The organism is Streptomyces neyagawaensis (assembly GCF_023516595.1).
Classification (GTDB): Bacteria; Actinomycetota; Actinomycetes; order Streptomycetales; family Streptomycetaceae; genus Streptomyces; species Streptomyces neyagawaensis.
The window spans coordinates 54,332-81,205 of record NZ_JAMGBG010000032.1 but is presented as its reverse complement, the minus strand read 5'-3'; the positions used below and the strand labels follow the sequence as shown (position 1 = coordinate 81,205).

General features: G+C 71.2%; 21 protein-coding genes. 15 read left to right on the top strand and 6 right to left on the bottom strand.

Annotation, left to right across the window (positions count from 1 at the left end):
- Nucleotides 1-32: 32 nt before the first annotated feature.
- Nucleotides 33-1,538 carry an FAD-dependent oxidoreductase gene (locus M8J73_RS16360; protein WP_055540559.1) on the bottom strand — a complete coding sequence of 502 codons (1,506 nt, stop codon included), beginning with the start codon at nucleotides 1,536-1,538 and terminating at the stop codon, nucleotides 33-35.
- A 71-nt stretch (nucleotides 1,539-1,609) separates the two neighbouring features.
- On the opposite strand from M8J73_RS16360, the gene M8J73_RS16355 reads away from it, so the two are divergent.
- The gene (locus M8J73_RS16355; protein WP_055540558.1) at nucleotides 1,610-2,305 is read left to right on the top strand and encodes a TetR/AcrR family transcriptional regulator C-terminal domain-containing protein; all 696 of its coding nucleotides are present in this window, start codon (nucleotides 1,610-1,612) and stop codon (nucleotides 2,303-2,305) included.
- A gap of 132 nt (nucleotides 2,306-2,437) precedes the next feature.
- Here the strand turns inward: M8J73_RS16355 and M8J73_RS16350 are convergent, their stop codons facing one another.
- The 4 genes from M8J73_RS16350 to M8J73_RS16335 all read right to left on the bottom strand — a co-directional run bounded on the left by M8J73_RS16350 (nucleotide 2,438) and on the right by M8J73_RS16335 (nucleotide 7,061).
- Nucleotides 2,438-3,385 carry a class I SAM-dependent methyltransferase gene (locus tag M8J73_RS16350; protein WP_249828753.1) on the bottom strand — a complete coding sequence of 316 codons (948 nt, stop codon included), beginning with the start codon at nucleotides 3,383-3,385 and terminating at the stop codon, nucleotides 2,438-2,440.
- A 166-nt stretch (nucleotides 3,386-3,551) separates the two neighbouring features.
- A complete protein-coding gene (locus M8J73_RS16345) occupies nucleotides 3,552-4,745 on the bottom strand; it encodes an acyltransferase family protein (RefSeq protein WP_055539812.1) in 1,194 nt (397 codons plus the stop codon).
- Between the two features lie 7 nt (nucleotides 4,746-4,752).
- On the bottom strand, nucleotides 4,753-6,087 hold the full coding sequence (locus M8J73_RS16340; RefSeq protein ID WP_055539811.1) for an alpha-2,8-polysialyltransferase family protein: 1,335 nt from the start codon (nucleotides 6,085-6,087) through the stop codon (nucleotides 4,753-4,755).
- Nucleotides 6,084-7,061: a glycosyltransferase family 2 protein gene (locus M8J73_RS16335; protein ID WP_055539810.1), complete on the bottom strand. Its 978-nt coding sequence runs from the start codon at nucleotides 7,059-7,061 to the stop codon at nucleotides 6,084-6,086. The genes M8J73_RS16340 and M8J73_RS16335 overlap by 4 nt, the downstream gene beginning before the upstream one ends.
- A 198-nt stretch (nucleotides 7,062-7,259) precedes the next feature.
- Between M8J73_RS16335 and M8J73_RS16330 the strand changes: the two genes are divergently transcribed.
- The 14 genes from M8J73_RS16330 (at nucleotide 7,260) to M8J73_RS16265 (ending at nucleotide 25,912) form a co-directional block, all read left to right on the top strand.
- Complete coding sequence (locus tag M8J73_RS16330) at nucleotides 7,260-8,609, top strand: DUF6716 putative glycosyltransferase (RefSeq protein WP_055539809.1); 1,350 nt, start codon at nucleotides 7,260-7,262, stop codon at nucleotides 8,607-8,609.
- A gap of 35 nt (nucleotides 8,610-8,644) precedes the next feature.
- Entirely contained in the window at nucleotides 8,645-10,072 is a 1,428-nt protein-coding gene (locus M8J73_RS16325; RefSeq protein ID WP_055539808.1) for an N-acylneuraminate cytidylyltransferase, read from the top strand.
- A gap of 13 nt (nucleotides 10,073-10,085) precedes the next feature.
- Nucleotides 10,086-11,030, top strand: a complete 945-nt coding sequence (locus M8J73_RS16320) for an N-acetylneuraminate synthase family protein (protein ID WP_055539807.1) — start codon at nucleotides 10,086-10,088, stop codon at nucleotides 11,028-11,030.
- A 140-nt stretch (nucleotides 11,031-11,170) separates the two neighbouring features.
- On the top strand, nucleotides 11,171-12,334 hold the full coding sequence (locus M8J73_RS16315; RefSeq protein ID WP_055539806.1) for a hypothetical protein: 1,164 nt from the start codon (nucleotides 11,171-11,173) through the stop codon (nucleotides 12,332-12,334).
- Between the two features lie 141 nt (nucleotides 12,335-12,475).
- The gene (locus M8J73_RS16310; protein ID WP_055539805.1) at nucleotides 12,476-13,675 is read left to right on the top strand and encodes a low temperature requirement protein A; all 1,200 of its coding nucleotides are present in this window, start codon (nucleotides 12,476-12,478) and stop codon (nucleotides 13,673-13,675) included.
- A 775-nt stretch (nucleotides 13,676-14,450) separates the two neighbouring features.
- The gene (locus M8J73_RS16305) at nucleotides 14,451-15,704 is read left to right on the top strand and encodes an amidohydrolase (RefSeq protein WP_055538106.1); all 1,254 of its coding nucleotides are present in this window, start codon (nucleotides 14,451-14,453) and stop codon (nucleotides 15,702-15,704) included.
- Between the two features lie 369 nt (nucleotides 15,705-16,073).
- Nucleotides 16,074-17,132, top strand: a complete 1,059-nt coding sequence (locus M8J73_RS16300) for a BMP family lipoprotein (RefSeq protein ID WP_157873102.1) — start codon at nucleotides 16,074-16,076, stop codon at nucleotides 17,130-17,132.
- Nucleotides 17,133-18,408: 1,276 nt separating this feature from the next.
- A complete protein-coding gene (locus M8J73_RS16295; RefSeq protein ID WP_249828752.1) occupies nucleotides 18,409-19,464 on the top strand; it encodes a BMP family lipoprotein in 1,056 nt (351 codons plus the stop codon).
- Between the two features lie 227 nt (nucleotides 19,465-19,691).
- Nucleotides 19,692-21,308 carry an ABC transporter ATP-binding protein gene (locus tag M8J73_RS16290; protein WP_055538109.1) on the top strand — a complete coding sequence of 539 codons (1,617 nt, stop codon included), beginning with the start codon at nucleotides 19,692-19,694 and terminating at the stop codon, nucleotides 21,306-21,308.
- Entirely contained in the window at nucleotides 21,308-22,432 is a 1,125-nt protein-coding gene (locus M8J73_RS16285; protein ID WP_055538110.1) for an ABC transporter permease, read from the top strand. Before M8J73_RS16290 ends, M8J73_RS16285 begins: the two co-directional genes overlap by 1 nt.
- The gene (locus M8J73_RS16280; RefSeq protein WP_055538111.1) at nucleotides 22,429-23,703 is read left to right on the top strand and encodes an ABC transporter permease; all 1,275 of its coding nucleotides are present in this window, start codon (nucleotides 22,429-22,431) and stop codon (nucleotides 23,701-23,703) included. The genes M8J73_RS16285 and M8J73_RS16280 overlap by 4 nt, the downstream gene beginning before the upstream one ends.
- Nucleotides 23,700-24,092: a cytidine deaminase gene (locus tag M8J73_RS16275; protein WP_055538112.1), complete on the top strand. Its 393-nt coding sequence runs from the start codon at nucleotides 23,700-23,702 to the stop codon at nucleotides 24,090-24,092. The genes M8J73_RS16280 and M8J73_RS16275 overlap by 4 nt, the downstream gene beginning before the upstream one ends.
- A 101-nt stretch (nucleotides 24,093-24,193) precedes the next feature.
- Nucleotides 24,194-25,477 carry a thymidine phosphorylase gene (locus tag M8J73_RS16270; RefSeq protein WP_055538114.1) on the top strand — a complete coding sequence of 428 codons (1,284 nt, stop codon included), beginning with the start codon at nucleotides 24,194-24,196 and terminating at the stop codon, nucleotides 25,475-25,477.
- Between the two features lie 45 nt (nucleotides 25,478-25,522).
- Nucleotides 25,523-25,912, top strand: coding sequence for an STAS domain-containing protein (locus M8J73_RS16265; protein ID WP_079054755.1), 390 nt, complete (start codon nucleotides 25,523-25,525; stop codon nucleotides 25,910-25,912).
- Here M8J73_RS16265 and M8J73_RS16260 read toward each other — a convergent pair.
- Complete coding sequence (locus M8J73_RS16260; RefSeq protein ID WP_249828751.1) at nucleotides 25,805-26,815, bottom strand: sigma-70 family RNA polymerase sigma factor; 1,011 nt, start codon at nucleotides 26,813-26,815, stop codon at nucleotides 25,805-25,807. The two genes, M8J73_RS16265 and M8J73_RS16260, sit on opposite strands and share 108 nt — an antisense overlap.
- Nucleotides 26,816-26,874: the final 59 nt, after the last annotated feature.

Sequence of the window (26,874 nt, the reverse complement as noted above, 5' to 3'; positions counted from 1 at the left end):
CTTGCAGGTCACGGCGTCCGACGTCCGGCAGGTCACGGCGCGCTCTGGGCGAGGCCCACGCGGGTCGCGTAGCGGCGCAGGTCGCTCGCCGTCCCGCCCGCCCAGCCGACGTAGCCGTCGGGGCGGACCAGGAAGACGCCGGTGCCGTACGCCTCGTGGGCAGGTATGCGGACCTGGCGCACATCCCGCGGCTCCGGGAGGTCCGGGGCCTCGGTGTCGACCGTGAGCAGCGTCCAGTGCGGCCCGCGGAAGGCGTCGAAGAGACGTACGCCGCCGCGCCATCCGTCGGGCGCGCGGTCCCCGGCGCGGAGGCCGTCCGGCGGCAGGTTCTCGCGGGTGTCGACGCTGAGGGAGGAGCCCCGGTAGCCGAGGTCGAGCTGGCGGGTGGCGCGGCCCCGGCGCTCCTCGCCCCGGTGGACCCGCGTGGACAGACCCAGCACGCCCTCCGCCACCGGGCGCCGCTCCTCCTCGTAGGTGTCCAGCAGCGTCACGTCCGCGCCGTCGCGCAGCACCGCGCCCAGCTTCCATCCCAGGTTGTAGGCGTCCTGCACGCTGGTGTTGAGGCCCTGACCCCCGGCGGGCGAGTGGACGTGCGCCGCGTCCCCGGCGAGGAACACGCGGCCCGCGCGGAAGCGGTCGGCGAGCGCGGCCCGGGGCCGGAAGTCCGACGCCCAGCGCACCTCGGTCACCTCCCCGGGCGCGAGGTGCGAGCGGGCGGCGACCACCTTGCGGATGCCGTCGGCGGAGAGGTCCACCGCGGTCTCGGCGTCGGGGAAGTTGGCGACCAGTTGGAAGTCGTCGGTGCCGGGGAGCGGGCAGATCGCCAGGAAGCCGCCGGTCAGGGAGTCGGACCGGGCGGGTCGCGCCGCCCCGGCAGGCACCGTGCCGGGAGCGTCCTCCGGTTCGGCCGCAGGCGGGAACACATGCCAGTGGTCGCGGTCCAGGGCCGGGATGCGCACGTCCGCCACCAGGGTCGGGCCCGGGTCGACGGTCTCGCCGGTCATACCGATGCCGAGGAGGCGGCGGACGGTGGACCGTCCCCCGTCGGCGGCGACGGCATAGCGGGCGCGGACCCCCGGGCCCCGGGCGAAGGACGCCGTGACGCCGTCGGTGTCCTGGACCAGCCCCACCAGCTCACGGTCGAACACCACGTCACCGCCCAGTTCCCGCAGCCGGGCCAGCAGGACCTCCTGGGTACGCCACTGCGGGATCAGCCAGGGTCCCGCATAGGGCTCGGTCTCGGTCGCCTCCACCTCGTCGAACATCCGGTGCTCGCCCTGCCGGCGCCCGAGGCTCCAGATCATGCCGACGGGCGCGGGGCCGCCGGCGGCGTGGATCGCGTCCAGCACGCCGAGGTCGTCCATGACCTCCAGCGTGCGCGGCTGCATGCCCTTGCCGCGCGACCCGGGGAACAGGGCACCGGCTCGCTCCACGAGCAGGGCGCGGACGCCGCGCCGGGTGAGGTCGACGGCAAGGGCGAGACCGGTGGGGCCCGCGCCGACGATCAGGACGTCCGTGGAGTGCGTGTCCGTGCTCATCCGAGGATCTCCTTAACGCTGTTAAGTCCCGACGGGCGACAGCATGCGCTTAACGCCGTTAAGCTGTCAACGTGGTTTCCAGGAAATCCCCGAAGCTGGACAAGAAGCAGGTCGCCGAGACGGCCCTGCGGTTGCTGAACGAGGTCGGTCTGGAAGGGCTGAGCCTCCGGGTGATCGCCAAGGAACTCGACGTCCAGGCACCCGCGCTGTACTGGCACTTCAAGAACAAGCAGGACCTGCTCGACGAGATGGCGACCGAGATGGTCCGCCGGATGGCGGCGGACTGGGCGCGACTGCCGCCGGCCGGGGCAGAGGGCGCCGACTGGCAGGAGGGGCTACGGGCGCGGATGCGGGGGATGAGGGAGCATCTGCTGCGCTACCGCGACGGCGCGAAGGTGTACAGCGGGACCCGCTTCACCGACCTGTCGTACGCGGAGCCCATGGAGGCGCACCTGCGGATGCTCACGGCGGCGGGCTTCACCCCGGCGGGAGCCGCGCGGGCCTGGCTGACGGCGTACAGCTACACGATCGGCTACGTGATCGAGGAACAGGCCATGGGCCCGGATCCGGCCGTCGGCACGGAGGGCTACGACCTCACGGCCCGCGCCGAGCGCCTGGAGGCGTTCCCTCTGGCGGCGGAGGCGGGCTGGGAGATCTTCCGGGACCACGAACAAGGCTTCGAGGAGGGCCTGGAGGCGGTCCTGACAGGCATCGGGGCGACGATGAGGACACGGGGGGAGCGGCAGGCCGGGCCAGGCCGGCCCTGAGGGGGCGCAGCCCCCAAAGGGGTGCGGGGAACTGCGCCACCAGCCACACTCGACCCGCAGTTCACCCACGCACGCAACCGCCCCCCACAGAAGATCCACCCACCGGAGAGGGCGCCCGTGGAAGAACCGCCCCTACCTCCCCGGCCTCCTCCCCGCCCGCGCCTTCCGGATCGCCCTGGTCACCACCGGCGGCAGCAGGTCAACGGCCAGCCGACGGGCTCCGCTCAGCGGCGGCCGGGACCGAGGCCGCGACCGCACGGCGGCCACCGGCGACCCGGCCGAGCCGGTCGACCCGGTCGGCGTCGGCCCCGGCTCCACCCAGTGCCGGGACTTGGGAAAGTCCGGCGCCTTCATGCCCTTCGACTTGAGGCGGATCACCCGGTGCCCGGCGGCCCGCTGATTGCTGAGATGGCAGTCGTCGCGCCCGGCGACCATCTCCAGCAGGGCCTCCTGGAGCGGCTCGGGATCGCCCCAGGTGCCGTAGAGCTTCTGGGTGCTCAGACACACGGGGTTGAGGCCCCGGTTGAGCACGGCCTCCCACGCGGCGATCGACACACCGGGCGTGTGCTCGGAGCGGAAGTCGTCGAGCACGACGACGCCACCGGGGAGCAGGATGTCGCGGGCGGCGGTGATGTCGCCCTGGACGTGCTCGTAGAGGTGGGACGCGTCGATGTGCACGAAACGGCACGAGCGTGGCTTCACCTCACCGGGGATGATCGAGCTGGGGCCTTGCAGGACGCGGGGCAGTTCGTCGTGGAAGGCGAGGTAGTTCGCCTCGAAGGCCCGCCGGGTCAGGGTGTTGCGGTACGACTTGGTGGCCTCCGCAGCGTTGGCGTCGTCGGGGGCGTCGCTCTCGAAGAGGTCGCAGACCGTGTAGGACTCGCCCTCCTGGAGGTGCCGGCCGAGGAAGATGGCGCTCTTGCCCATGTAGACGCCGACCTCAAGGAGGTCGCCCCGCTCACCGGCGGCCTCCTGCCGGTCGAGGAACCAGTTGAAGAGGAGCTGGTCGAGCACCGGGAACCAGCCGGGTACGTCGTCGAGTTCACGGGGTGGCCGGATCGTGCCTTGTTCAGTGGTCATGTCAGAGGTCATGAGGACGGAAGACTCTCTTGCGTCGACGAGGCGAACAGGCGAACGGGCCAGGAACCTACGAGAAGCCCCCGACCCGGTCAAGGATGCTGCGGAGCCTCTCCGCGGAGCCCGTTTCGAACCTCTGACCTGGGTGAACACTGGGACAATTTCGGGTTCAACGACGGCGTCCCTGAAGTGACGCGCGCAGCCGCGGTTGCAGCGGCCGTTCGACCCCGTGGTGCAGCAGCCACGCGAGCAGCAGCATCAGCGCCACGGTCAGCGCCAGCGTCAGGGAGGACGGCAACCCCAGACCCTGGTGCAGTGCCCGCACCACCGGCCAGCCGAGGTGCTCGTGGACCAGATAGAAGGGGTATGTCAGCGCGCCGGCCGTGGTCAGCCAGCGCCAGTTCACCCGGTCGAGGAAGCCCAGCGCGACCGCGCCGACGGCCACGAAGCCCACGACGACGGCGAGGACGATGGCCGGCTGGGGCCGGTAGGAGAAGAACGCGTCGTTCGGCGCGTGCCACATGTCCCGGACCGTGTGGTACTGGCTCAGCAGCAGACTGAACCCCACGATCAGCCAGGCGGCGGTGTCCCGGCGGTCCCGGTGCACCAGATAGAGGCCGATACCGCCGATGAACAGCGACGCGTACTCCGGCATCAGCACCAGTTGCAGGAACGGTTCCCCAGATGCCTCGGCCAGGGTCGCGGCCAGCGTCCAGCCGCCGCAGAACCAGATGACGCGCCTGCGGGTGACCCCGGGCAGGACGACGCACAGCGCGAACAGGACGTAGAAGCGGACCTCCGCCCACAGCGTCCAGCACACCCCGAGGACGCGGTCCGCGCCCAGCGGCATCTGGAGCATGGTCAGATTGACCAGGAACTCGCTGGCCGACACCCGTGCGAACGCGATTCCCGGCAGGGCCAGGACGGCCGTGACGAGAACGACCGCCGCCCAGTACGCCGGCAGCAGCCGGGCCGCGCGGGACGCGAGGAACGACTGCACCGAACGGCCCCAGCCGCTCGCGCAGATGACGAACCCGCTGATCACGAAGAAGGCCTGGACGCCCGCCCAGCCGTACGCGAACCAGCTGTGCGCGGTCGGGAACTGCACGGCGGGCGAGGCCCCCCACGCCTTCCCGATCTCCCCGTCGCGGCCTCCGTAGTGGTAGGCCGCGACCGAGAGGGCGGCGAGGAGCCGCAGCCCGTCGAGGGCGTACAGCCGGGGTGAGGGGCGGGCCCCGCCACGTGCGGCGGAGGACCCCGGGGCCGCGGCGGGGGTGGTGCGTGGGGTCGCGCTCGGGGTGGTGCTCGGGGTGGTGCCCGCTTCCGGTGAGAGCGTCGGAAGCGTCGTGCTCTTCGCGGTCACGCCGCGCTCACCCCAGGGTCGCTCGCTTGAGGGACCTGGCCCGGCGCGCGACTCTTCGCACGGTCGCGTTGCGCGGGATGAACGCGAGCTGGACCGGGATACCGCCGGGCAGTCCCAGCGAGGTGAGCCGGCGGCGCTTGAAGTACCGCAGGGTGTGCGTGCTCAGATGCCTCGCCAGATACGACTCGGCCTCCGTGCGCAGCGACGGGTAGATCTTGGACTGCATGGCGTACCCCACCGCGCGCACCAGCCGGTTGAGGTCGGCCACGCTCATCCCCGGCTTCCGCGCCTCCACCGCCGCCCGGTCGCCCAGGTCCGGCAGCAGCGCGTCCACGACGGTGACCGGCACCCGGTTGCTGTTCTCGTACGGCGCGAGCCGCTCCAGCAGGGTCCCGGTGCCCACGCGGGCCACGGGCAGCTCGTACAGCGCGGAGGCGGTGAGCAGGGCGGTGGAGAAGCAGCCGACCACCAGCGCCGGACGCATCCGCTGGTAGAGCACCTCGGCGAGGACCGGCGTGTCGAGCACCGTGAGATCGGCGCCGAGCCGCTCGGCCTCCTTCTCCAGCCCGCGCGACCAGCGCGCCGGGGCGCTGGGGTGCGGCTTGAACACCACCCGCGTGTGCCCGAGCGCCACCGCGCCCTTCAGCATCCGTACATGGAGGTCCTCCTCCTCCTCGGCGGTGAGGATGCCGAGCGCGGAGAGGTACTGGCCGAGCAGCAGCGCCGGTTCCTCGACGGTGGGCAGTGTGTCCCCGGTGTCGACCAGTTCGGCGAGGACCTTCACGAAGGCGTCCGTCGGCACGATCTCCGCCGGGACGCCGAACTCGGTGAGCAGCAGCGGCTCCAGACCCGGCACCAGGTCCAGGTGGAGGAGCCGGTCGATCCGGGTGCCGACCAGCGGGTCGATCTTGTTGCGGGTGGGGCCGTAGCTCATCAGGCCGTCGGCGTACACGGTGACGGGCGCGCCGGTGAAGATCTGGGTGAAGCCGAGCGCCGGATGGACCTGGATGGACTCCACCGCCAGCTCGACGTCGTCGTCGCCGAGGCCCCACAGCAGCCGCAGATGCCGTTCCCACAGGGGCACGTCGTCCATGCGGGGGGACCAGCCGCCCGGGTGGAACGGGGAGATGGTCTCGTTCCAGGAGATGACGTCGTCGAAGCGGGTGCGCAGCCGTTCGAAGCCGGGCATCTCGTCCAGGGCGGGGGCCGTCTCCGGCGTCGCCGCGTTGTTGGAGATCAGCAGGATGCGCCGGTCGGCCGGGCGGAAGCACTCGGTGTCCAGGGCGGCGGCCAGGGTGGCCGTGCCGTACAGCGTGGACGCCATGAAGATCTGCGTGGTCACGCGGCGACCCCCGTCGCGGCGGGACGGCGGCGCAGTCGGCGCAGCCGCGAGGCGCGCTGGATGTCCATGGAGTCGAGCGCCTCGTCCAGCACGTCCTGCGGCATTCGGCGCAACGCGACCGCGCTCATCGACTTGAGTTTCCGTGCCACCGCCGGCTCGAACCTTTCGATGGATCCCAAATGGTGGGAGATAATCGCGCAATATGTGCGCACGGCCTTGGGGAGGAGTTTGTCCGCGTCCCGGTCCTGCGCTGTTTCCGCGATGACCTGGTCGAATGCGCGAATGAAATCGAGCTGGCGTACGTCACCGATCTGGGTCAGCGAGGAGGCGACTCCGCGCCGGTAGAACACGCCCAGCAGCCCCACCGTCGCAAAGGATTCCGCCTCCCGGTGCAGCTTCCAGATCCAGGGCCGGTCCTCCGCCGTACGCAGCCCGTGGGTGAAGTGCAGCAGCCCCCGCTCGACCAGTCGGCGGTGGTAGACGCCGGCCCACGCGTACGCGTAGTCGACGGAGGTGGAGCGGTCCGCCGGCAGGATCGCGTCACGCGGGTTCATCACCACGCCCCGCCGCCCGTTGGGCACCCGGTGGACCGAACGGGCCCGCGCGGTGCACTGGACATGGTCCGTGCGGACGAAGTCGCACCCCAACTCCTCGATCGCGGAGACGAGTTGCGGGTAGTAGCCGGGGGCGAGCCAGTCGTCCCCGTCGAGGAACGTCAGGTACTCGCCACGGGCCTTGTCGATGCCCGTGTTGCGCGCGGTCGCCAGTCCTCCGTTCTGCTCGTGTCTGACATACACGGCGCCCGGCAGCTCGCGCTCCGCGCGCGCGAGGATGTCCGGTGTCTCGTCGCGCGAGCAGTCGTCGACGAGAATGAATTCGAAGTCCTCACGCGCGTTGGCTCTGAGGCTCTTCAGGGTGTCGGGCGCGTATTGCTGCACGTTGAAGAACGGCACGATGACGGAGAGCTTGACCACCCCTGTGACGTTAGGCGGCCCTCCGGCATTCGTCTTGACCACCCGCTTGATGTCAGGTGAACGACGCGTGGCGGTACCGTGAACCAGGCGCATTTCCCGGTGTTCCACGGCCCGATTCGCCATTCGTCGACGCGCTGTTAACCCTTTGTTGCATTCGGGTTGGGCCGATCAACGGAATCCCTTCCTAGCGTCTTCGACGTGCCAGCAAGTGCTACGAACAGCCTGCGAGTCGCCGTTCTCGCCGATTCCGACACCCGGTGGAAATGGGGTGCGCTCACCGCGAGCCGCCTCGCCCCCGAGGGCGCGGACATCCGCCTGGACGGTTTCCTCCTGCGCGGCCGTGCCACCCCCACCGCCCGCCAGCTCCAGGAGGTCGGGGTCCGCCCCGACTCCCTGCGCGAGGTGACGGGCGTCGAGTTCCTGCGCGCCCTGGGCACGCCGGAGGCGGCCGAGTCGTACGACGTCCTCGTGCTCGCCCTCGTGGGCGGCGGCGTCCAGGCGATGCTGCACGGACTGCGGCACGCCTGGGGCGCCCGGAGCAGACGGCCCGTGGTCGTCACCGGCTATGTCGGCGTCGTCTACGAGAAGCTCGCCGACGGTCTGCTGCTGCGACACGGCGCGGACCTCGTCCTCGCCAACTCCCGCCAGGACGCGGAGCGTTTTCGCGCCGTGTACGAGGGGGTCGGCGCCGACGCCGGCTCGGTCACCGAGGTCGCGCTGCCCTTCCTCGGCGGCACCCCGTACAAGGGCGCCGAAGAGCAGGAGGGCCGGCCCTACACGGTCGTCTTCGCCGTCCAGCCGTCCGTCCCGGACAACCGCAAGGACCGTACGTACCTGCTGAACCGGCTCATCCAGCACGCCCGGCTGCACCCGGACCGCCAGGTCCTGCTGAAGCTGCGCTCCAAGCCGGGCGAGCACACCACGCACATTGAGGAGCTGCCCTACCAGAAGCTGGCGCAGAAGACCGATCTGCCGTCCAACTTCCGCCTGGTCTACGGGCACATGGGCGAGGTCCTCGACACCACCGACCTGCTCGTCACCGTCAGCTCCACGGCCGCCCTGGAGTCGCTGCACCGCCGGATCCCCACCGTGGTCCTCACCGACCTCGGGATCCGGGAGGCGCTCGGCAACCACCACTTCGTGGGCTCCGGATGCCTGGCCTCCTGGGACCAGCTGGACGCCGGGCACGAGCCGGCGCCCGACCCCGAGTGGGTGGCCCGGCAGGGCGTCGCCGCCGCGGGCACCGTCACCGGGACAGGCTCCTACGCCACCGCCTTCGACGCCGCCCGCGACCGCCTCGCCAAGCTGATCGCCGCCGAACTCCCGCCCCTCACGCCGTACTACACCCCCGTCACCGCGCCCGGCTATCTGCCCGGCATCCTCGCCCGCCACCACCTCGGCCCCGACGGCAGCCCGCTGCCGGGGGCGCCCGCCGCCGACCGGCAGGCAGGGCCCGTACGGCAGATCGTGCGCCGGGCGGCGCGCGGCGCCTACCGGCACGGGGTGCAGCGCGTGGCACCCGTCATCCGGCGGATGGGGGAGCTGTGAGCCGCAACCCGTCGCCCTCGCAAGGAGCTCCACTGATGTCCCACCCGGAAGCGGACCGAGCGGCCTCCGTCCGCCGCGTCCTCGCCGTCATCCCCGCCCGCGGCGGCTCCAAGGGCGTCCCCGCGAAGAACCTCGCCCCCGTCGGCGGTGTGCCGCTGGTGGCCCGCGCGGTGCGCGAGTGCAAGGCCGCCCGGCTGGTGACCGACGTCGTCGTCTCCACCGACGACCACGCCATCGCCGCCGCCGCCCGCGAGTCCGGCGCCGAGGTCGTCCTGCGGCCCGCCGCCATCGCCGGCGACACCGCCACCTCCGAGGCCGCCGTCCTGCACGCCCTCGACGCCCACGAGGCGCTCCACGGCGCCGCCGTCGACGTGGTCCTCCTCGTCCAGTGCACCAGCCCGTTCATCCTCCGCGAGGACATCGACGGCGTGGCCCGCGCCGTGGTGGAACACGGTGCCGACACGGCCCTCACCGTGGCCCCGTTCCACGGGTTCATCTGGCGGGACACGGCGGACGAGTTCGCCGACGGCGACGAGGCGAACCGCGTGGGCGCCGCGGCGGGCGGCGGCGCGGTGGTGCGCGGCGCGATGGCGCACGGCGCGCCCACGACGCTCGCCGGCGCCACGCGGAACGGAGCCGACGCCGCCCACGCCGCCACCGGGCTCGGCGGGGCCCCGGCGGGCGACGGCCCCGCCGACCCCGGCCCGACCGCCGGAGGCTACGGCGTCAACCACGACAAGTCGTTCCGCCCCCGCCGCCAGGACCGCCCCCAGGACCTGCTGGAGACCGGTGCCGCGTACGCCATGGACGCCGCCGGACTCCGCAAGCACCAGCACCGCTTCTTCGGCCGTACGGAACTCGTCCGCACCGACCCCGCCCGGGTCCTGGAGATCGACGACCCGCACGATCTCGCCCGCGCCCAGGCCCTCGCGCCCCTCTTCGACGCGAACCGGCCCGGCGCCCTCCCCACCTACGACGACATCGACGCCGTAGTCCTCGACTTCGACGGCACCCAGACCGATGACCGGGTGCTGATCGACTCCGACGGACGGGAGTTCGTCTCCGTGCACCGCGGCGACGGACTCGGCATCGCGGCCCTCCGCAGGAGCGGCCTGAAGATGCTGATCCTGTCCACGGAACAGAACCCGGTCGTGGCCGCCCGGGCCCGGAAGCTGCAGATCCCGGTGCTCCACGGCATCGACCGGAAGGACCTCGCCCTGAAGCAGTGGTGCGAGGAACAGGGCATCGCGCCCGAGCGCGTGCTCTACGTCGGCAACGACGTCAACGACCTCCCGTGCTTCGCCCTCGTGGGCTGGCCCGTGGCGGTCGGCAGCGCCCACGACGTCGTGCGCGGCGCCGCACGCGCGGTCACCACCGTCCCCGGTGGTGAAGGCGCGATCCGAGAGATCGCCGGCTGGATCCTCGGTCCCTCTCTCGACTCTCTCGACTCCCTCGACAAGTAAGGAACGTTCCACCATGTCTGCGACCAACTCCCGCCTCCGCACCTTCGGTACCGAGCGCATCGCCGGCCCCGGCCAGCCCGTCTACATCTGCGGCGAGATCGGCATCAACCACAACGGCGAGCTGGAGAACGCGTTCAAGCTGATCGACGTCGCCGCCGAGGCCGGCTGTGACGCCGTCAAGTTCCAGAAGCGCACCCCCGAGATCTGCACCCCCCGCGACCAGTGGGACATCGAGCGCGACACCCCCTGGGGCCGCATGACCTACATCGACTACCGCCACCGTGTGGAGTTCGGTGAGGACGAGTACCGCCAGATCGACGCGTACTGCAAGGAGAAGGGCATCGCCTGGTTCGCCTCCCCGTGGGACACCGAGGCCGTCGCCTTCCTGGAGAAGTTCGACGTCCCCGCCCACAAGGTGGCCTCCGCCTCCCTGACCGACGACGAGCTGCTGCGCGCGCTCCGCGCCACCGGCCGCACGGTCATCCTCTCCACCGGTATGTCCACCCCGAAGCAGATCCGCCACGCGGTCGAGGTCCTCGGCTCGGACAACATCCTGCTCTGCCACGCCACCTCGACGTACCCGGCGAAGGCCGAGGAGCTGAACCTCCGCGTCATCAACACCCTCCAGGCCGAGTACCCGAACGTCCCGATCGGCTACTCCGGCCACGAGACGGGCCTGCAGACCACGCTCGCCGCGGTCGCCCTCGGCGCCACCTTCGTCGAGCGCCACATCACCCTCGACCGCGCGATGTGGGGCTCCGACCAGGCCGCCTCCGTCGAGCCCCAGGGCCTCACCCGCCTGGTCCGCGACATCCGCACCATCGAGGCCTCCCTCGGCGACGGCGTCAAGAAGGTCTACGACTCCGAGCTCGGCCCCATGAAGAAGCTGCGCCGTGTCTCCGGCGTCGTCGCCGAGGCGGAGATCGCGGCGGCGGCGGGCGAGCCGGTCGGCGTCTGAGCCCGCCTGCCGTGGCTGCGGGCAGTCGTGCCGCTGGGGCGGCACGGGTGGGCGCAGCGGCACCCCGCACACGCGGGTGAGTGAAACCCACCCCTGCCCTCCGGAAGATCCGTACTCACGGAAGCGACGGTCGTACGTCGATGAGCCCCCGCGCCGGAACCGCCGGCCCCCACACTCTCGCCTTCGTCGAGAGCCCGGTACAGCTCCTGAACGTGCTGGAGTGGGCCCACGCCCACGCCCTCGGCACGCGACAGGCCCCCGGCGCGGGGCCGGCCTCCGGGCCGGGGGCACCCTCCGGCCTCGCCGCCTCCTACGGCGTGCGACCGTCGCCCGGGGCGTCCGGCACGGGACTCAGCCTGGTCGTCCTGTCGCCCAACGACCCCATGACCCGGGGCCAGCTGCGCCGCATGGCGGAGCTGGCGCGGGACGAGGGCCACGAGGTGCGCTGGGAGGAGGCCCGCGGCGGCACGGCGGCCCCGTTCCGCACCGTCGCCGGGCTCGCCCCGCTGCTGCGCGCCGCGCGCCGCGTCGTCCTGGGCGACCCCTTCTCCCGCTACGTCCAGCTCCTCCTGACGATCACCAGGGCACCGGACGTCGTCGTGGTCGACGACGGCACCGCCACCATGGAGTTCGTCTCCCAGCTGGCCCGCGGCGAACGCCTGGTCCGCTGGCACCGCAAGGGCGGCCGTCCCGGCCCCCGTGACCTGGTCTTCGCCCCGGTCTCCGCGAAGGCCCGCAGACGGCTGACCCCGACCGCCGGCCGGAGCGTCGAGGTCTTCTCCTCCATGCCGATCGACGAGACCCCCGACGGTGTCACCGTCACCGCCAACGTCTTCGCCTGGACCCGGGCCCGCTTCGGCCCGCCCCGCATCACCAAGGGCGCGGACCTCGTCGGCACGTCCCTGGTGGAGACCGGCGTGGTGGACGGCGACCGCTACCTCGAAGCCGTCCGTTCCCTCGCCAAGGCCCACGGCGCGACCCGCTACTTCGCCCACCGCCGCGAAAGCTCCGACAAGCTCCACGCCCTCGCGGCCGAGACGGGCCTGGAGATCGTCCGCCCCGACCTCCCGCTCGAACTGATCGCCCGCCGCGGCCCCATCGGCCGCACCATCCTCAGCTTCCCGTCGACCGTGGTCCACACCCTGCCGCTGGCACTGGCGGGCACGGACGTACGCGTCGCCGTCTGCGACATCGACCCCAGCTGGCTGACCGAGACCGCCTCCCCCCGCGCCCAGGGCTTCCTCTCCGGAGTCACGGGCACGGCGAGAGACGTCCACCGCTTGTCGTCCGTGGCGCCGGCCTAGACGCGGCCCCGCGACCCCGCCGCGAGCAGCCGCCGCACCGCGCGGGCGCAGCAACATCCGGAGCGCGGGCTTCCCCGGTTATCGTGCCGCGTGGACGGGGCGCGGGCGAAGTGCCGCCCCCCATGGGGGAGTGGGGAACCAGTGACGACACACGGCGAACGCGCCCGGCTGACACCGACGGCGGACGACCACAAGGTCACCCCCGCCGAACTCTTCTTCGACCTGGTCTTCGTCTACGCGATCACCCAGGTCACCGCCCTGATGGCGGACCACCCCACCGCCCTGCGCCTGCTGGGCGGCATGGTCGTCCTCGCCCTCCTGTGGTGGTGCTGGTGCTGCTTCGCCTGGCTCGGCAACGTCGTACGGGCCGACTCCGGCGGCCTGTTCGCGGTCCTGGTGGCGGTGATGGCCGTCGTCCTGATCGTCTCCCTGACGGTCCCCGAGGTCTACCGCGACGACCCGGGCGGCCTCCCCGCCCCCCTGCTCTTCGTGCTCTGCTACGGCGCGGTCCGCGTCCTGCACCTGACGACGTACTGGCTCTCCGACCCGGACGACAAGGCCCTGCGCGCCACCCTGCGCCGTACGGCCCTGCTGTCGGTCCTGCCGCCGTTCGCGCTGCTGCTGCTGGGCGCGGCCTTCGAGGGCGTGCCGCGGATCCTGGTCTGGCTGTCCGCCGTCGCGATCGACTACGCGGGCATCTTCATCACGGGCAAGTCGGGCTGGAGAGTGGCCTCCCCGGCGCACTTCTCCGAACGCCACGGCCTGATCGTCATCATCGCGCTCGGCGAGTCGATCGTCGCGATCGGCGTGGGCGTGACCGGCTACGACGTGACGGTCCCCGTGCTCGTCGCGGCCTCCCTCGGCCTCCTGGTCGCGGCCGCGTTGTGGCACCTGTACTTCCACGGGGTGAGCGAGCCCCCGGAACACCGCCTCGCCGAACTGACCGGCGACGCCCGCACGCTCCTGGCCCGCGACGTCTACACCTTCCTCCACCTGCCCCTGGTGGCGGGCGTGGTGATCACCGCCCTCGGCATGAAGACGACCCTCCACCAGGTCGCCGACACCGGCCACTACGGCCTGACCGAGCCGTTGCACGGCATGCCGGCGTGGGCCCTCGCCGGCGGGGCGGGCCTCTTCCTCCTCGGCTCGGCCGCGATCCTGCTCCGCACGACGGGCCGCCACTCCCCGTCCCTCCTCATCGGCGGCACGGTCTGCCTGGCGGTGGGCCCGGCGGTGACCCTGATCCCGGCCCTGGCCGCCCTGGCGGTGCTGGCGGCCACCCTCACGGGCCTGCTCCTGCTCCACGGAAGGACGACGGGGGCGAGGGAGGCGAGGCCGTAGTCGTCGAGGCCCTCCTCGGGCGGGGGGTGCCGGGCCGGAGGCCCCGGTGGCGTGACCACCCCCGGCTTCGCCGTCCACGCGGCGTTCCGGATCTACCTGGGAGCACGTAAGTACGTCGCTCTGCGCCGGCCCGCCCCGCCCTCCAGGGACCCGTCCATGGGCGACTATCGGACAACCCGGCCCCCAGCCGACCGTCCGTCTCCCTCCACCTCCCTCCACCTCCCGTGCGACTCCAGTCGGCCTCAGCCGCGACGCAAGGGGCGTGGCCGACCCTCACAGTCGGGTGTCCACCCGCCCCGCAGCGTCACCGCACCACCCCCGTCCGCCCCCGCGCCCCTTGGTGACCCTGGTCACCATCGGCACCTGAATCCTCACCTCACAGCCCCACCCCGCACCTGGTGAGTCTCGCCCGCGGTAGTCGTACAGTCACCCGACGGCGCCAGTTTCGGCACATCACGGTGCCCGGAACGTGGTATCCGTGGAACGTGGGAATCGTTCGGATACCCCCGGACGTTTGGACGATGGGATTCGCGGGCAACCCCCGGCGTTCCCGGAGGGACGCCCCGGTCATCCCGGTGGGTCGCGCCGTCGGCGCCGCGTCGATCGCGTCCCGTCCATGAGGTCTGCCCGCCACGAAAGGCTGACGGGTATACCCATCCCTGCCCATACGTATGCGTCGTGCGGCCAGAAATCTTCCCCTTACGGGCTGATTTTTTGTTGATCGAGGGTTAGAAGGTCGCTCGATCGCCCTACCCTTCAGAGGGTGAACCAACTGATGTCCCGAGAGTCCGAGGCCGATCTGCCCGGGGAAGCCGAAGCCGCCCTCCCCGGCACCCTGCCCGAAGCCCTGCGTGCCGAACTCGTCGCGTTCCGCCGCGACTTGCACCGGCATCCCGAGCTCGGAAACCAGGAGTTCCGCACGACCGCCGCGATCAAGGCCCGCCTGGAGAAGGCAGGGCTCCGACCGCGCGTGCTCGACAGCGGAACCGGACTCATCTGTGACATCGGCGACTGGGACGGCGGCCGGCCCCGCCTCGCGATGCGCGCCGACATCGACGCGCTGCCCATCCCGGACACCAAGGTGGACTGCGAGTACCGCTCCACCGTCCCGGACCGCGCCCACGCCTGCGGCCACGACGTGCACACCACCGTCGTGCTCGGCGCCGGGCTCGTCCTCGCCGACCTGCACCGCAAGGGGCAGCTGCCGCGCCCCGTCCGGCTGATCTTCCAGCCCGCCGAGGAGGTCCTCCCCGGCGGCGCCGGCGACGTGATCAAGAGCGGCGGCCTCGAAGGCGTCGGACGGATCATCGCCGTGCACTGCGACCCGAGGGTCGACGCCGGCCGCATCGGTCTGCGCCACGGCCCCATCACGTCGGCCTGCGACCGCCTGGAGATCTCCCTCGACGGCCCCGGCGGCCACACCGCGCGCCCCCATCTGACCACCGACCTCGTGACGGCCGCCGCCCGCGTCGTCACCGACGTGCCCGCGCTGGTCGCCCGCCGGGTCGACGCCCGCAGCGGACTGTCCGTGACCTGGGGCCGCGTCGAGTCGGGCCATGCCCCGAACGTGATCCCGCAGCACGCCGAGCTGTCCGGCACCGTGCGCTGCCTCGACATCAACGCCTGGCGGCAGGCGCCCGACCTGGTGCACGAGGCGATCGCCGAGGTCGCGACCCTGCACCGCGCCAAGTCCGAGATCAACTACGTCCGGGGTGTCCCGCCGGTCGTCAACGACCCCGTCGTCACCGAGCTGGTCCACGACGCCATGGTCGCCCGCCGCGGTGCCACGGCCGTCGAGGACACCGAGCAGAGCCTCGGCGGCGAGGACTTCTCCTGGTACCTGGAGCACGTCCCCGGCGCCATGGCCCGCCTGGGTGTCCGCCGCGCGGGCGACCTCACGGTTCGCGACCTCCACCAGGGCGACTTCGACGCGGACGAGCAGGCCATCACCGTGGGCGTCGAGCTGTTCACCGCCGCCGCCCTCCTGGACGCCCGGATGCAGGTCCTCGACACCGCCGCGACCTCCTAGGGGGCGGAGCGGTCGTCCCACGCCGCACCCCGGCGCACGGCCTCCACGGACTCGGTACCCGATCCGCACCCTCTCCGGTTGCGGCGCCCCCGCCCTCACGGCAGCCTGGTGCGCGTGTCGTACGCCCCCGTACGGCGCGCGCACCGTCACGCTTGAGTCACCCGGCAGACACGGAACGCGAGAGACGTGCGAAGGGCTCTGTCCCCAAGCGTCCCTTTCGATCCCATGGTTCACGAGGACGTAACCGGCCATCGGCACGAATGGATAACGGCCAGTCGAAACCCCGTTCCCAGGAGTGTCTACGCGCGTTAATGTGCGCCGAACTGAGCACCCGGCTGCGGGGCTTTGGAGAAGATGGGGAACTTCAAGATGCGTCGGATTTCCAAACTGACCCGCGTCGCGGTGGGGGTCGCGTCGCTGGCGCTCGCCGCCACGGCCTGTGGCGGGACCAGCAGCGAGAGCGGCAACGGCGGCGACGGCGAGAGCAAGGGCACCAAGGGCCTCGCGATCGCGTACGACATCGGCGGCAAGGGCGACCAGTCCTTCAACGACGCGGCGTACGCGGGCCTGCAGAAGGCCGAGAAGGAGTTCGGCTACAAGACAGCCGACATCGAGCCCACCGAGGGCGAGACGGACGCCGACAAGCAGCAGCGTCTGGAGTCCCTCGCCAAGCAGGGCTACAACCCGGTCGTCGGTGTCGGCTTCGCCTACGGCCCGGCCATGGAGGCCGCGTCCAAGAAGTTCCCGAAGACCACGTTCGGCATCGTCGACTCGGTCGTCGAGGGCGACAACGTGGCGTCCCTCGTCTTCGCCGAGGAGCAGGCCTCCTACCTCGCCGGTGTCGCGGCCGCCAAGGCCACCAAGTCGAACACCGTGGGCTTCGTGGGCGGCGTGGACATCCCGCTCATCCACAAGTTCGAGGCCGGCTACAAGCAGGGTGTCCAGGACACCAGCGGTGGCAAGGTCAAGGTCATCTCGCAGTACCTGACCCAGACGGCCGAGGAGGGTGGCTTCTCCAGCCCCGACAAGGGCAAGGCCGCCGCCGAGGGCCAGATCGAGAAGGGCGCGGACGTCCTCTACGCCGCCGCCGGTCTCTCCGGCCAGGGTGTCATCGAGGCCGCCGCCAAGGCGAAGGTCTGGGCGATCGGTGTCGACTCCGACCAGTACAAGCAGGAGGCCCTCGCCTCCTACAAGGGCTCCATCCTCACCTCGGCCCTCAAGGACGTCGGCGGCGCGGTCTACACGCTCGCCAAGTCCGTCAAGGACGGCAAGCCGCTCACCGGCGTCCAGACGTTCGACCTGAAGGTCAACGGCGTCGGCCTGGCCGAGTCGAACCCGGAGTTCGCGAAGATCGCCGGCCTCTCCGCCGCCGTCGCCAAGGCGAAGGAAGAGATCATCAGCGGCAAGATCAAGGTCAAGACCGAGTAGTCCCCACTCCGGCCCTCGGGGACCGGAGCAACCAGAACCGGGCGGGAGCCGACACGGCTCCCGCCCGCTTCGTTTTCACAGGACAGAAAGCCCACGGCGCCCCGTCACGGGATGCTGACGGGTCTCGTCGCGGGGATGGCTGCGGGGCCCGTCACGGGATGTTGACGGGTCTCGTTGCGGGGATGGCTGCGGGGCCCGTCACGGGATGCTGACGGGTCCCGGCACGGGGATGGCCGCGGGGCCCGTCACGGGATGCTCACGGGTCCCGTTGCGGGGATGTTGACGGGTCTCGTCGCGGGGATGGCCGCGGGTCCCGTCACGGGATGCTGACGGGTCTCGTCGCGGGGATGCTCACGGGTCCCGTCACAGGTACGCCCACGGGCCTCGTCACGGGGATGCCCACCGGTAGTGCGGCGAGGCGCAGCGAGATGCGGCCGGGCTCGCCCCGACCGCGCGCCGGCCCGCCGACGGTCGCGCGCCGCGCCCTTGTCGGGACGCCCGGCGGGCGTCGCGCGCCGCGCCCCGCTGGGACGCCTGGCGGCCGGAGAGATGTTGCGCCCGGCGCCCTCAACGCGGGTGTTCACGGCCCCACGCGGTGAGCCGCGACGGGCCCCCACCCCCCGGTGGCCAGAAATGCACCACACCCCCGAATCCACCCACTCGACACCCAGGCAAGCCCCACTTCCCCTCACCGCCCCAGGGCACCCCCGCCAGGGGCGCGGGGAACTGCGCGACCAGCCACATCGAACCCGCACTCGCGCCCCACCGGAAACCCCCTCCACCGCCCGCGCCAACCCCCACCCCTTTGCGGCACGGCCCCGCGCGGTGAGTCGCGACAGACCTCCCGTCAGCCCCCCCCGGCGGCGAAAAATGCACCACACCCCGCCACTCACTCGACACCCAGGCAAGCCCCACTTCCCCTCACCGCCAGGGCACCCCCGCCAGGGGCGCGGGGAACTGCGCGACCAGCCACATCGAACCCGCACCCGCGCCCCACCGAAGCCACCCCCCACCGCCCGCGTCGGCCCCCTCCGACCCGCACGGACCCGCCCCACCAGCCACAACGAACCCACCCCCGCACCCTCACCCGAAACCACCCCCCACCGCCCGCCGCCAACCCCCACCACCCCTTGCGACACGGCCCCATAACAACAGGGCAACCGGGGCTTTCCCGCCAGGGTCTACGCGCGTTACCCTCGGCGAAAGCCAGCGCCGACGCTGTGAAGCACCACTGAGCAGTACCCTCCGGCGCTTGTACGACTAGGAGCACCAGAACATGCGCCGGGTTTCCCGCATCGCGGTCGCAGGCGCAGCGACCGCCTCCCTCGCCCTCGCCCTCTCCGCCTGTGGCGGCACCTCGACGGAGGCCTCGTCCTCCTCCGACTCGAAGGGCGGCGACAAGGGTCTCGCGATCGCGTACGACGTCGGCGGCAAGGGCGACCAGTCCTTCAACGACGCCGCGTTCGCGGGCCTGGAGCAGGCGAAGAAGGAGTTCGGGTACCAGACCCAGGACATCGAGCCCACCGAGGGCGAGACGGACGCCGACAAGGAGCAGCGCCTGGTCTCCCTGGCCAAGCAGGGCTACAACCCGGTCATCGGCGTCGGCTACGCGTACGCGACCGCCGTGAAGGAGGCCGCCGAGCAGTACCCGGACACCACCTTCGGCATCGTGGACGACTCCACCGTCCAGCTGAAGAACGTGGCCGACCTGGTCTTCTCCGAGGAGCAGGCCTCGTACCTCGCGGGCGTCGCGGCCGCCAAGAGCACCAAGACGAACGTGGTCGGCTTCGTGGGCGGCGTGGACATCCCGCTGATCCACAAGTTCCAGGCCGGCTTCGAGCAGGGCGTCAAGGACACCAACCCCAAGGCCAAGGTGCTCACCCAGTACCTCACCCAGACGGCCGAGGAGGGCGGCTTCTCCAGCCCCGACAAGGGCAAGACGGCCGCCGAGGGCCAGATCGAGAAGAAGGCCGATGTCATCTACGCGGCGGCGGGTCTGTCCGGCCAGGGCGTGATCGAGGCCGCCGAGGTCGACCAGATCTGGGCGATCGGCGTCGACTCCGACCAGTACAAGCAGGAAGCCCTCGCGAAGTACAAGGACTTCATCCTGACCTCGGCGACGAAGGACGTCGCCAAGGCGGTGTACAACCTGGCGAAGTCGGTCGAGGACGGCAAGCCCGCGACCGGTATCGTCAGGGGCGATCTGAAGACCGGCGAGGTCGGCCTCGCCGACTCCAACCCGAAGTTCAAGAGCGACACCGAGCTCCAGGAGGCCATCGCCACGGCCAAGGAGAAGATCATCAGCGGCGAGATCAAGGTCAAGACCAGCTGAGCCAGCAGAACCTCGAGCAGACACGCGACCCCGGGGGAGTGCGGCAGGGCGGGAGCCGTACATCCGGCCCGCACCTCCCCGGAGTCGCTGGTAACCGCGGGGTTACGTCCGCTCAACGGGGTACGGGGAGTCTGGCTCCCTGTACCCCGTTGTCTCGGGCGTCGCCCCTTTCGATGCCGTAGGGGCGCTACGCGCGTAGACGACCCCCTTTCCCAGGAGAGTGCGCCATCAACGCGTCCAGCAGCCCTCCGGCCGACGCGGCGGTCAACGGTCAGGCGACCGCCGTCGAACTCGCCGGGATCACCAAGCGATTCCCCGGCGTGGTGGCCAACCACGACATCCACCTCACCGTCCGCAAGGGCACCGTCCACGCCCTCGTCGGTGAGAACGGCGCCGGCAAGTCGACCCTGATGAAGATCCTCTACGGCATGCAGAAGCCGGACGAGGGCACCATCGCGGTCGACGGCGACCAGGTGAGCTTCTCGTCCCCCGCCGACGCCATCACGCGCGGCATCGGCATGGTGCACCAGCACTTCATGCTGGCCGACAACCTCACCGTTCTGGAGAACGTGGTCCTCGGCAGCGAGAAGCTCTACGGCATCGGCGCCAAGGCCCGCCGCACGATCAAGGAGATCTCCGACCGGTACGGCTTCGGGGTCCGCCCCGACGTCCTCGTGGAGGAACTCGGCGTCGCCGAGCGTCAGCGTGTGGAGATCCTCAAGGTCCTCTACCGCGGCGCCCGCACCCTGATCCTCGACGAGCCCACCGCCGTGCTGGTGCCGCAGGAGGTCGAGGCGCTCTTCGCCAACCTGCGCGAGCTCAAGGCGCAGGGCCTGTCGGTCATCTTCATCTCGCACAAGCTGGGTGAGGTGCTGTCCGTCGCCGACGAGATCACCGTCATCCGGCGCGGCACGACCGTCGGTACGGCCGTCCCCGCCGAGACCACCCCGCGCCAGCTCGCCGAGCTGATGGTCGGCAGCGAGCTGCCCACCCCGGAGACCGCCGAGTCCACGGTCACCGACCGCGCCGTCCTGAGCGTCGACAAGCTGCGTCTCGCGGCGCCCGGCGGCAAGGCCCTCCTGGACGACATCAGCTTCACCATCCACGCGGGCGAGGTCCTCGGCCTCGCCGGCGTCGAGGGAAACGGCCAGACCGAGCTGATCGACGCGCTCATCGGCCTGAAGGCCGCCGACTCCGGCACCATCACACTGGCCGACGACGAGATCACCGCGTGGCCCACCCGCAAGCGCCGTGAGCAGGGCGTCGGCTACATCCCCGAGGACCGCCACCGGCACGGTCTGCTCCTGGAGGCCCCCCTCTGGGAGAACCGTATCCTCGGCCATGTGACCGAGCGGCCCAACGCCAAGGGCGTCTGGCTCGATCCGAAGGCCGCCCAGGAGGACACGCGCCGGATCGTCGCCGAGTACGACGTCCGCACCCCCGGCATCGACGTCACCGCCGCCTCCCTGTCCGGCGGCAACCAGCAGAAGCTGATCGTCGGACGCGAGATGAGCCACAAGCCGCGCTTCCTGATCGCCGCCCACCCCACCCGCGGTGTGGACGTCGGCGCGCAGGCCCAGATCTGGGACCAGATCCGGGAGGCCCGCCGCGAGGGTCTGGCCGTGCTGCTGATCTCCGCCGACCTCGACGAGCTGATCGGCCTGTCCGACACCCTCCGGGTGATCTACAACGGCAAGCTGGTCGCGGACGCCGACCCGGCCACCATCACCCCGGAGGAGCTCGGCTCCGCCATGACCGGTGCCGCCACCGGCCACCTCGAACACGAAGAGACCCCCGAGACACCGGGCAAGGGCCCCGCGTCTCCGGAAGGCGAGGCCCGCTGATGAAGAAGTTCGACAAGGAGCGGGTGCTCCTCGCGGTCGCCGGGCCGGTCCTCGCGCTCGCCGTCGCCTTCGTGCTGACCGCGATCGTGCTGCTCGCGTCCGGCAAGAACCCGGTCGAGCCGTTCACGATCATGTTCGAGCAGGCGTCGTTCTCGGACATCCAGGTCCGGATCATCAACCAGGCGTCGCTGTACTACATCGCGGCCCTCGCGGTGGCCATCGGCTTCCGCATGAACCTGTTCAACATCGGTGTCGACGGCCAGTACCTGCTCGGCGCCATGATGGCCGCGATCGTCGGCGCCCACATGGACCTGCCCGCGTTCCTCCAGGTCCCGCTGCTGATGCTCACGGCGATCTGCACCGGTGCCTTCTGGGCCGGCATCGTCGGTGTCCTCAAGGTCACCCGCGGGGTCAGCGAGGTCGTCGCGTCGATCATGCTGAACGCGATCGCGACCTCGATCATCGGCTACCTCTGGCTGCCGAACGTCTTCGGCGTCAAGGTCGGCAACAACAACACCACCGGCGAGATGGCCGAGTCCGGCTGGGTCCCCGGCATCGACATGGGCGCCGCCGGCGAGATCTACGGCCTGGTCCTCCTCGCCGTCGCCCTCGGCGTCGGCTACTGGATCGTCATCAACCGCACCCGCTTCGGCTTCGACCTGCGCGCCTCCGGCGCCTCGGAGACGGCCGCCGCGGCCAGCGGTGTCGACCCCAAGCGGATGATCCTCACCGCGATGCTGATCTCCGGCGGTGTCGCCGGCCTCGCGGGTCTGCCGATCCTGCTCGGCGACACCCACACCTACAGCCTCAACTTCCCCACCGGCATCGGCTTCCTCGGCATCGGCATCGCCCTGCTGGGCCGCAACAGCCCCGTCGGCATCGCCTTCGCGTCCCTGCTGTGGGCCTGGCTCGACAAGGCGTCGCCGGAGCTGGACTTCCACGGCTACGACAAGGAGATCGCGGTCATCATGCAGGGCCTGATCGTGCTCTCGGTCGTCGTCTCCTACGAGACCGTCCGTGAGTGGGGCCTGCGCCGCCAGCAGCGCCGCGTCGGCGCCGAGCTCGCCGCCGGGAACGTCCTCGGCGCGGACAACAACGTCAAGAAGGAGGTGGCTGGCCGATGACCACGAGCACCACCGCGACCGACCTCAACCAGCCCTCGCTGGAGCCCACCGCCCGGACCGGGCGGAAGATGTCGCTGCCCGTGCTGCTGCTGGTCATCGCCGGCGTCCTGGCACTCACCTCGCTCGTCCGCATCATCACCGGCGCGGACGGCATCACCAACGTCAGCCAGATGTCCACCGCGCTGGAGCTGGCCGTCCCGATCGGCCTGGCCGGTCTCGGCGGTCTGTGGGCCGAGCGCTCGGGCGTGGTCAACATCGGCCTCGAGGGCATGATGATCCTCGGCACCTGGTTCGGTGCCTGGGCCGGCTTCCAGTACGGCCCGTGGACCGGCGTTCTGGTCGGCATCGCCGGCGGAGCGATCGGCGGTCTGCTGCACGCCTTCGTCACCGTCACCTTCAACGTCAACCACATCGTCTCCGGTGTGGCCATCAACATCCTGGCCCTCGGCGCCACCCGCTACCTCGCCCCGCTGGCCTTCGAGGGCCACCAGGGCGGTTCCGCCAAGCAGTCCCCGCCGGTCGAGTCCATCGGCGACTTCACCATCCCCGGACTGTCGGACGCGCTGACGGAACTCAACTCCAAGGGCTGGTTCTTCATCTCGGACCTCGCCGGCCTGCTCGGCGGTCTGGTCACCAACGTCTCGTGGCTGACCCTCGTCGCCGTCGCGCTGATCCCCGCCACCTGGTGGATCCTGTGGCGCACCGCCTTCGGTCTGCGGCTGCGCTCCTGCGGTGAGAACCCGATCGCCGCCGAGTCCCTCGGCGTCAACGTCTACAAGTACAAGTACATCGCCGTGATCATCTCCGGCGGTCTGGCCGGCCTCGGCGGAGCCTTCCTCTCCATCGTCGCCAACCCCTTCTACCTGGAGGGCCAGACCAGCGGCCGCGGCTTCATCGGCCTCGCCGCGATGATCTTCGGCAACTGGATGCCGGGCGGCCTCGCCCTCGGCGCCGGCCTGTTCGGCTACACCGACAGCCTCAACCTGCGCGGCGGCTCGGAGAACGTCCACGCCCTGCTGCTGCTCGGCGCGCTGCTGCTGTTCATCGGAGCGATCTGGCTGGCGGTCCGCAAGAAGTACGTCCCGGCTCTGATCACCGCCGTCATCGGCGGCCTGGTGTACGCCTGGTACGCCACCACCAACGAGGTCCCGAACCAGGTCGTCGCCGCCACCCCGTACGTCATCACCCTGATCGTCCTCGCGCTCTCCGCACAGCGGCTGCGGATGCCGAAGGCGGACGGCCTGCCGTACCGGAAGGGACAGGGCAAGTGACCGCCGTCGACTGGGAGAAGCTGCGTACGGTGGCCCAGGACGCAATGTCCCGGGCGTACGCCCCGTACTCCGGCTACCCGGTCGGTGTGGCCGCCCTCGTCGACGACGGCCGGATCGTCTCGGGCTGCAACGTCGAGAACGCCTCCTACGGGCTCGGCCTGTGCGCGGAGTGCGGGCTCGTCTCGGAGCTGCAGAACAGCGGCGGCGGCCGCCTCACGCACTTCACCTGCGTGGACGGCAAGGGCGACGTCCTCGTCCCGTGCGGCCGCTGCCGACAACTGCTGTACGAGTTCGGCGGCCCGGATCTGCTGCTGGAGACTCCCGGCGGGATCCTCCCCCTCTCGGAGATGCTGCCCCAGGCCTTCGGCCCGGACCATCTCACCAAGTAACTCCCGTGCGGCCCCTCCTGACGACCGGTCGGAGGGGCCGCTCCCTTTCCGATCCGCACCGGGTCGCTTTCGGAACCTTCGAAAGGAAAGCCATGACTGTGTTGTCGATGGACGCCATCTCCGTGATCCGCACCAAGCGGGACCGCGGTGAGCTGAGCGACGAGCAGATCGACTGGGTCATCGACGCGTACACCCGCGGGGAGGTCGCCGACTACCAGATGGCCGCCCTGAACATGGCGATCCTGCTCAACGGCATGAACCGCCGCGAGATCGCCCGCTGGACGGCCGCGATGATCGCCTCCGGTGAGCGCATGGACTTCTCGTCACTGTCCCTGCCGACCGCCGACAAGCACTCCACCGGCGGCGTCGGCGACAAGATCACCCTCCCGCTGGCGCCCCTGGTCGCGGCCTGCGGCGCGGCCGTCCCCCAGCTCTCCGGCCGCGGCCTCGGCCACACCGGCGGCACCCTCGACAAGCTGGAGTCCATCCCCGGCTGGCGCGCCCTCCTCTCCAACGAGGAGATGCTGTCCGTGCTGGACGGCGTGGGCGCGGTGATCTGCGCGGCGGGCGACGGCCTGGCCCCCGCCGACAAGAAGCTGTACGCGCTCCGCGACGTCACCGGCACCGTCGAGGCCATCCCGCTGATCGCCTCCTCGATCATGTCGAAGAAGATCGCGGAGGGCACCGGTTCCCTGGTCCTCGATGTGAAGGTCGGCAGCGGCGCCTTCATGAAGACCATCGAGGACGCCCGTGAGCTGGCGTCCACAATGGTCGGCCTCGGCACGGACCACGGTGTGAAGACCGTGGCGCTCCTGACGGACATGTCCACCCCACTGGGCCTGACCGCCGGCAACGCGCTGGAGGTCCGCGAGTCGGTCGAGGTCCTCGCGGGCGGCGGCCCGGCGGACGTCGTCGAGCTGACGATCGCGCTGGCCCGCGAGATGCTCGACGCGGCCGGCGTGAAGGACGCCGACCCGGCGAAGGCGCTGGCCGACGGCTCCGCCATGGACGCCTGGCGCCGCATGATCGCGGCCCAGGGCGGCGACCCCGACGCGGAACTGCCCACCTCCCGCGAGCAGCACATCGTCAAGGCCCCCTCCTCGGGCGTCCTGACCCGCCTCGACGCCTACGACATCGGCATCGCCGCCTGGCGTCTGGGCGCAGGGCGCGCCCGCAAGGAGGACCCGGTGCAGGCCGCGGCGGGCGTCGAGATGCACGCCAAGCCCGGCGACACCGTCACCGAGGGCCAGCCGCTGCTCACCCTGCACACGGACACTCCCGAGCGCTTCTCCTACGCGCTGGACGCCGTCGAGGGCTCGTACGACATCGCCGCCGCGGGCACGCCGTTCACCCCGAACCCGATCGTGCTGGACCGCATCGCCTGAGCGGGCGACCCTGCCACTGCCGACGCCGCTGTCGTCGTGTCCGCGATGAGTTCCGGGGGCCGGTCCGGTCTACCGATCGTGGATGCGACGACACCCGCCGTACTCGTGCTGCCAGGCCCCGTCACCCGGGACGAGGTGCCCCGGTTCTGTGACGAGGTGCGCGCGCGATTGGAGGCGGACCGGGCGGGCGGGGTGGTGGTGTGCGACGTCGCCGGGATCGGGCCGCCCGGGCTGGGAGCCGTCGACCTGCTGGCCCGGTTGCAGCTCACGGCGAAACGGGCCGGGGGCCACATACGGCTACGGGACCCCGCCCCGGCGCTGTGCGCGCTACTGCGCCTGGTCGGGCTTGCCCTCGATGTGGAGGGGCAGGTCGAAGAGGGGGAACCAACGGGCCGTGTCCAGGAAGCAGTGGAACCCGGCGATCCGGCCCTCTGATATCTCCAGCACCTGCACCGCCCAGGCGGTGAAGCCGCCCTTCTCCTCGTCGGGTTTGTACTGCGCGAAGCCCGGCAGGCCGTTCACCGCGACGGGCACCAGGTGCGAGCCGGCGCAGGCGGCGCCCAGCGTCGTCATGAACCCGGTGATGTCGCTCGTGCCGGTCAGCCACAGGTCGAACGGCGGCATCGTCATCACCGCGTCCTCGTGCAGCAGGGCCGTCAGCGCCGTCATGTCGTACCCCTCGAAGGCGGCGACATAGCGCTCCAGCAGCTTCTGCTGCTCCTCGTCGAGCGGGTCGGAGACATCGCCCTCGGCGACCCGGCCGTCGCCGTCGCCGAGGGTGGCGCGGGCCCGCTGGAGCGCGCTGTTCACCGAGGCGACCGAGGTGTCCAGCAGTTCGGCGACCTCGCTCGCCTTCCACGCCAGCACCTCGCGCAGGATGAGCACGGCACGCTGCTTGGCGGGCAGCTTCTGGAGGGCGGCGACGAAGGCGAGGCGCACGGACTCCTTGGCCACGGCCGCCTCCGCCGGGTCGGCGGTCGTCGGCAGCACCCGGGCGTCGGGGACGGGCTCCAGCCAGGTGTTGTCGGGGCGGGGGGCGAGGGCGGCCTGGGCGAGGGGCGTCGACTCGGTGAGATCCATGGGACGGGCCCTCTTGTTCCCCGCGGTCAGCATGTCCAGGCAGACGTTCGTCGCGATGCGGTACAGCCACGACCGCAGGGAGGAGCGGCCCTCGAACTTCTCGTAGCTCCGCCAGGCCCGGATCATGGTGTCCTGCACGGCGTCCTCCGCCTCGAAGGACGAGCCGAGCATCCGGTAGCAGTACCCGGTCAGCTCGACCCGGTGCTTCTCCAGCCGGACGTCCAGATCCGCCGTCACCGTCGCCGTACCGTCACTCATGGCCAACCCACCCCTGTGGCTCATTTCCGTCACACGCACCAGTGCGCGCCAACACTCCG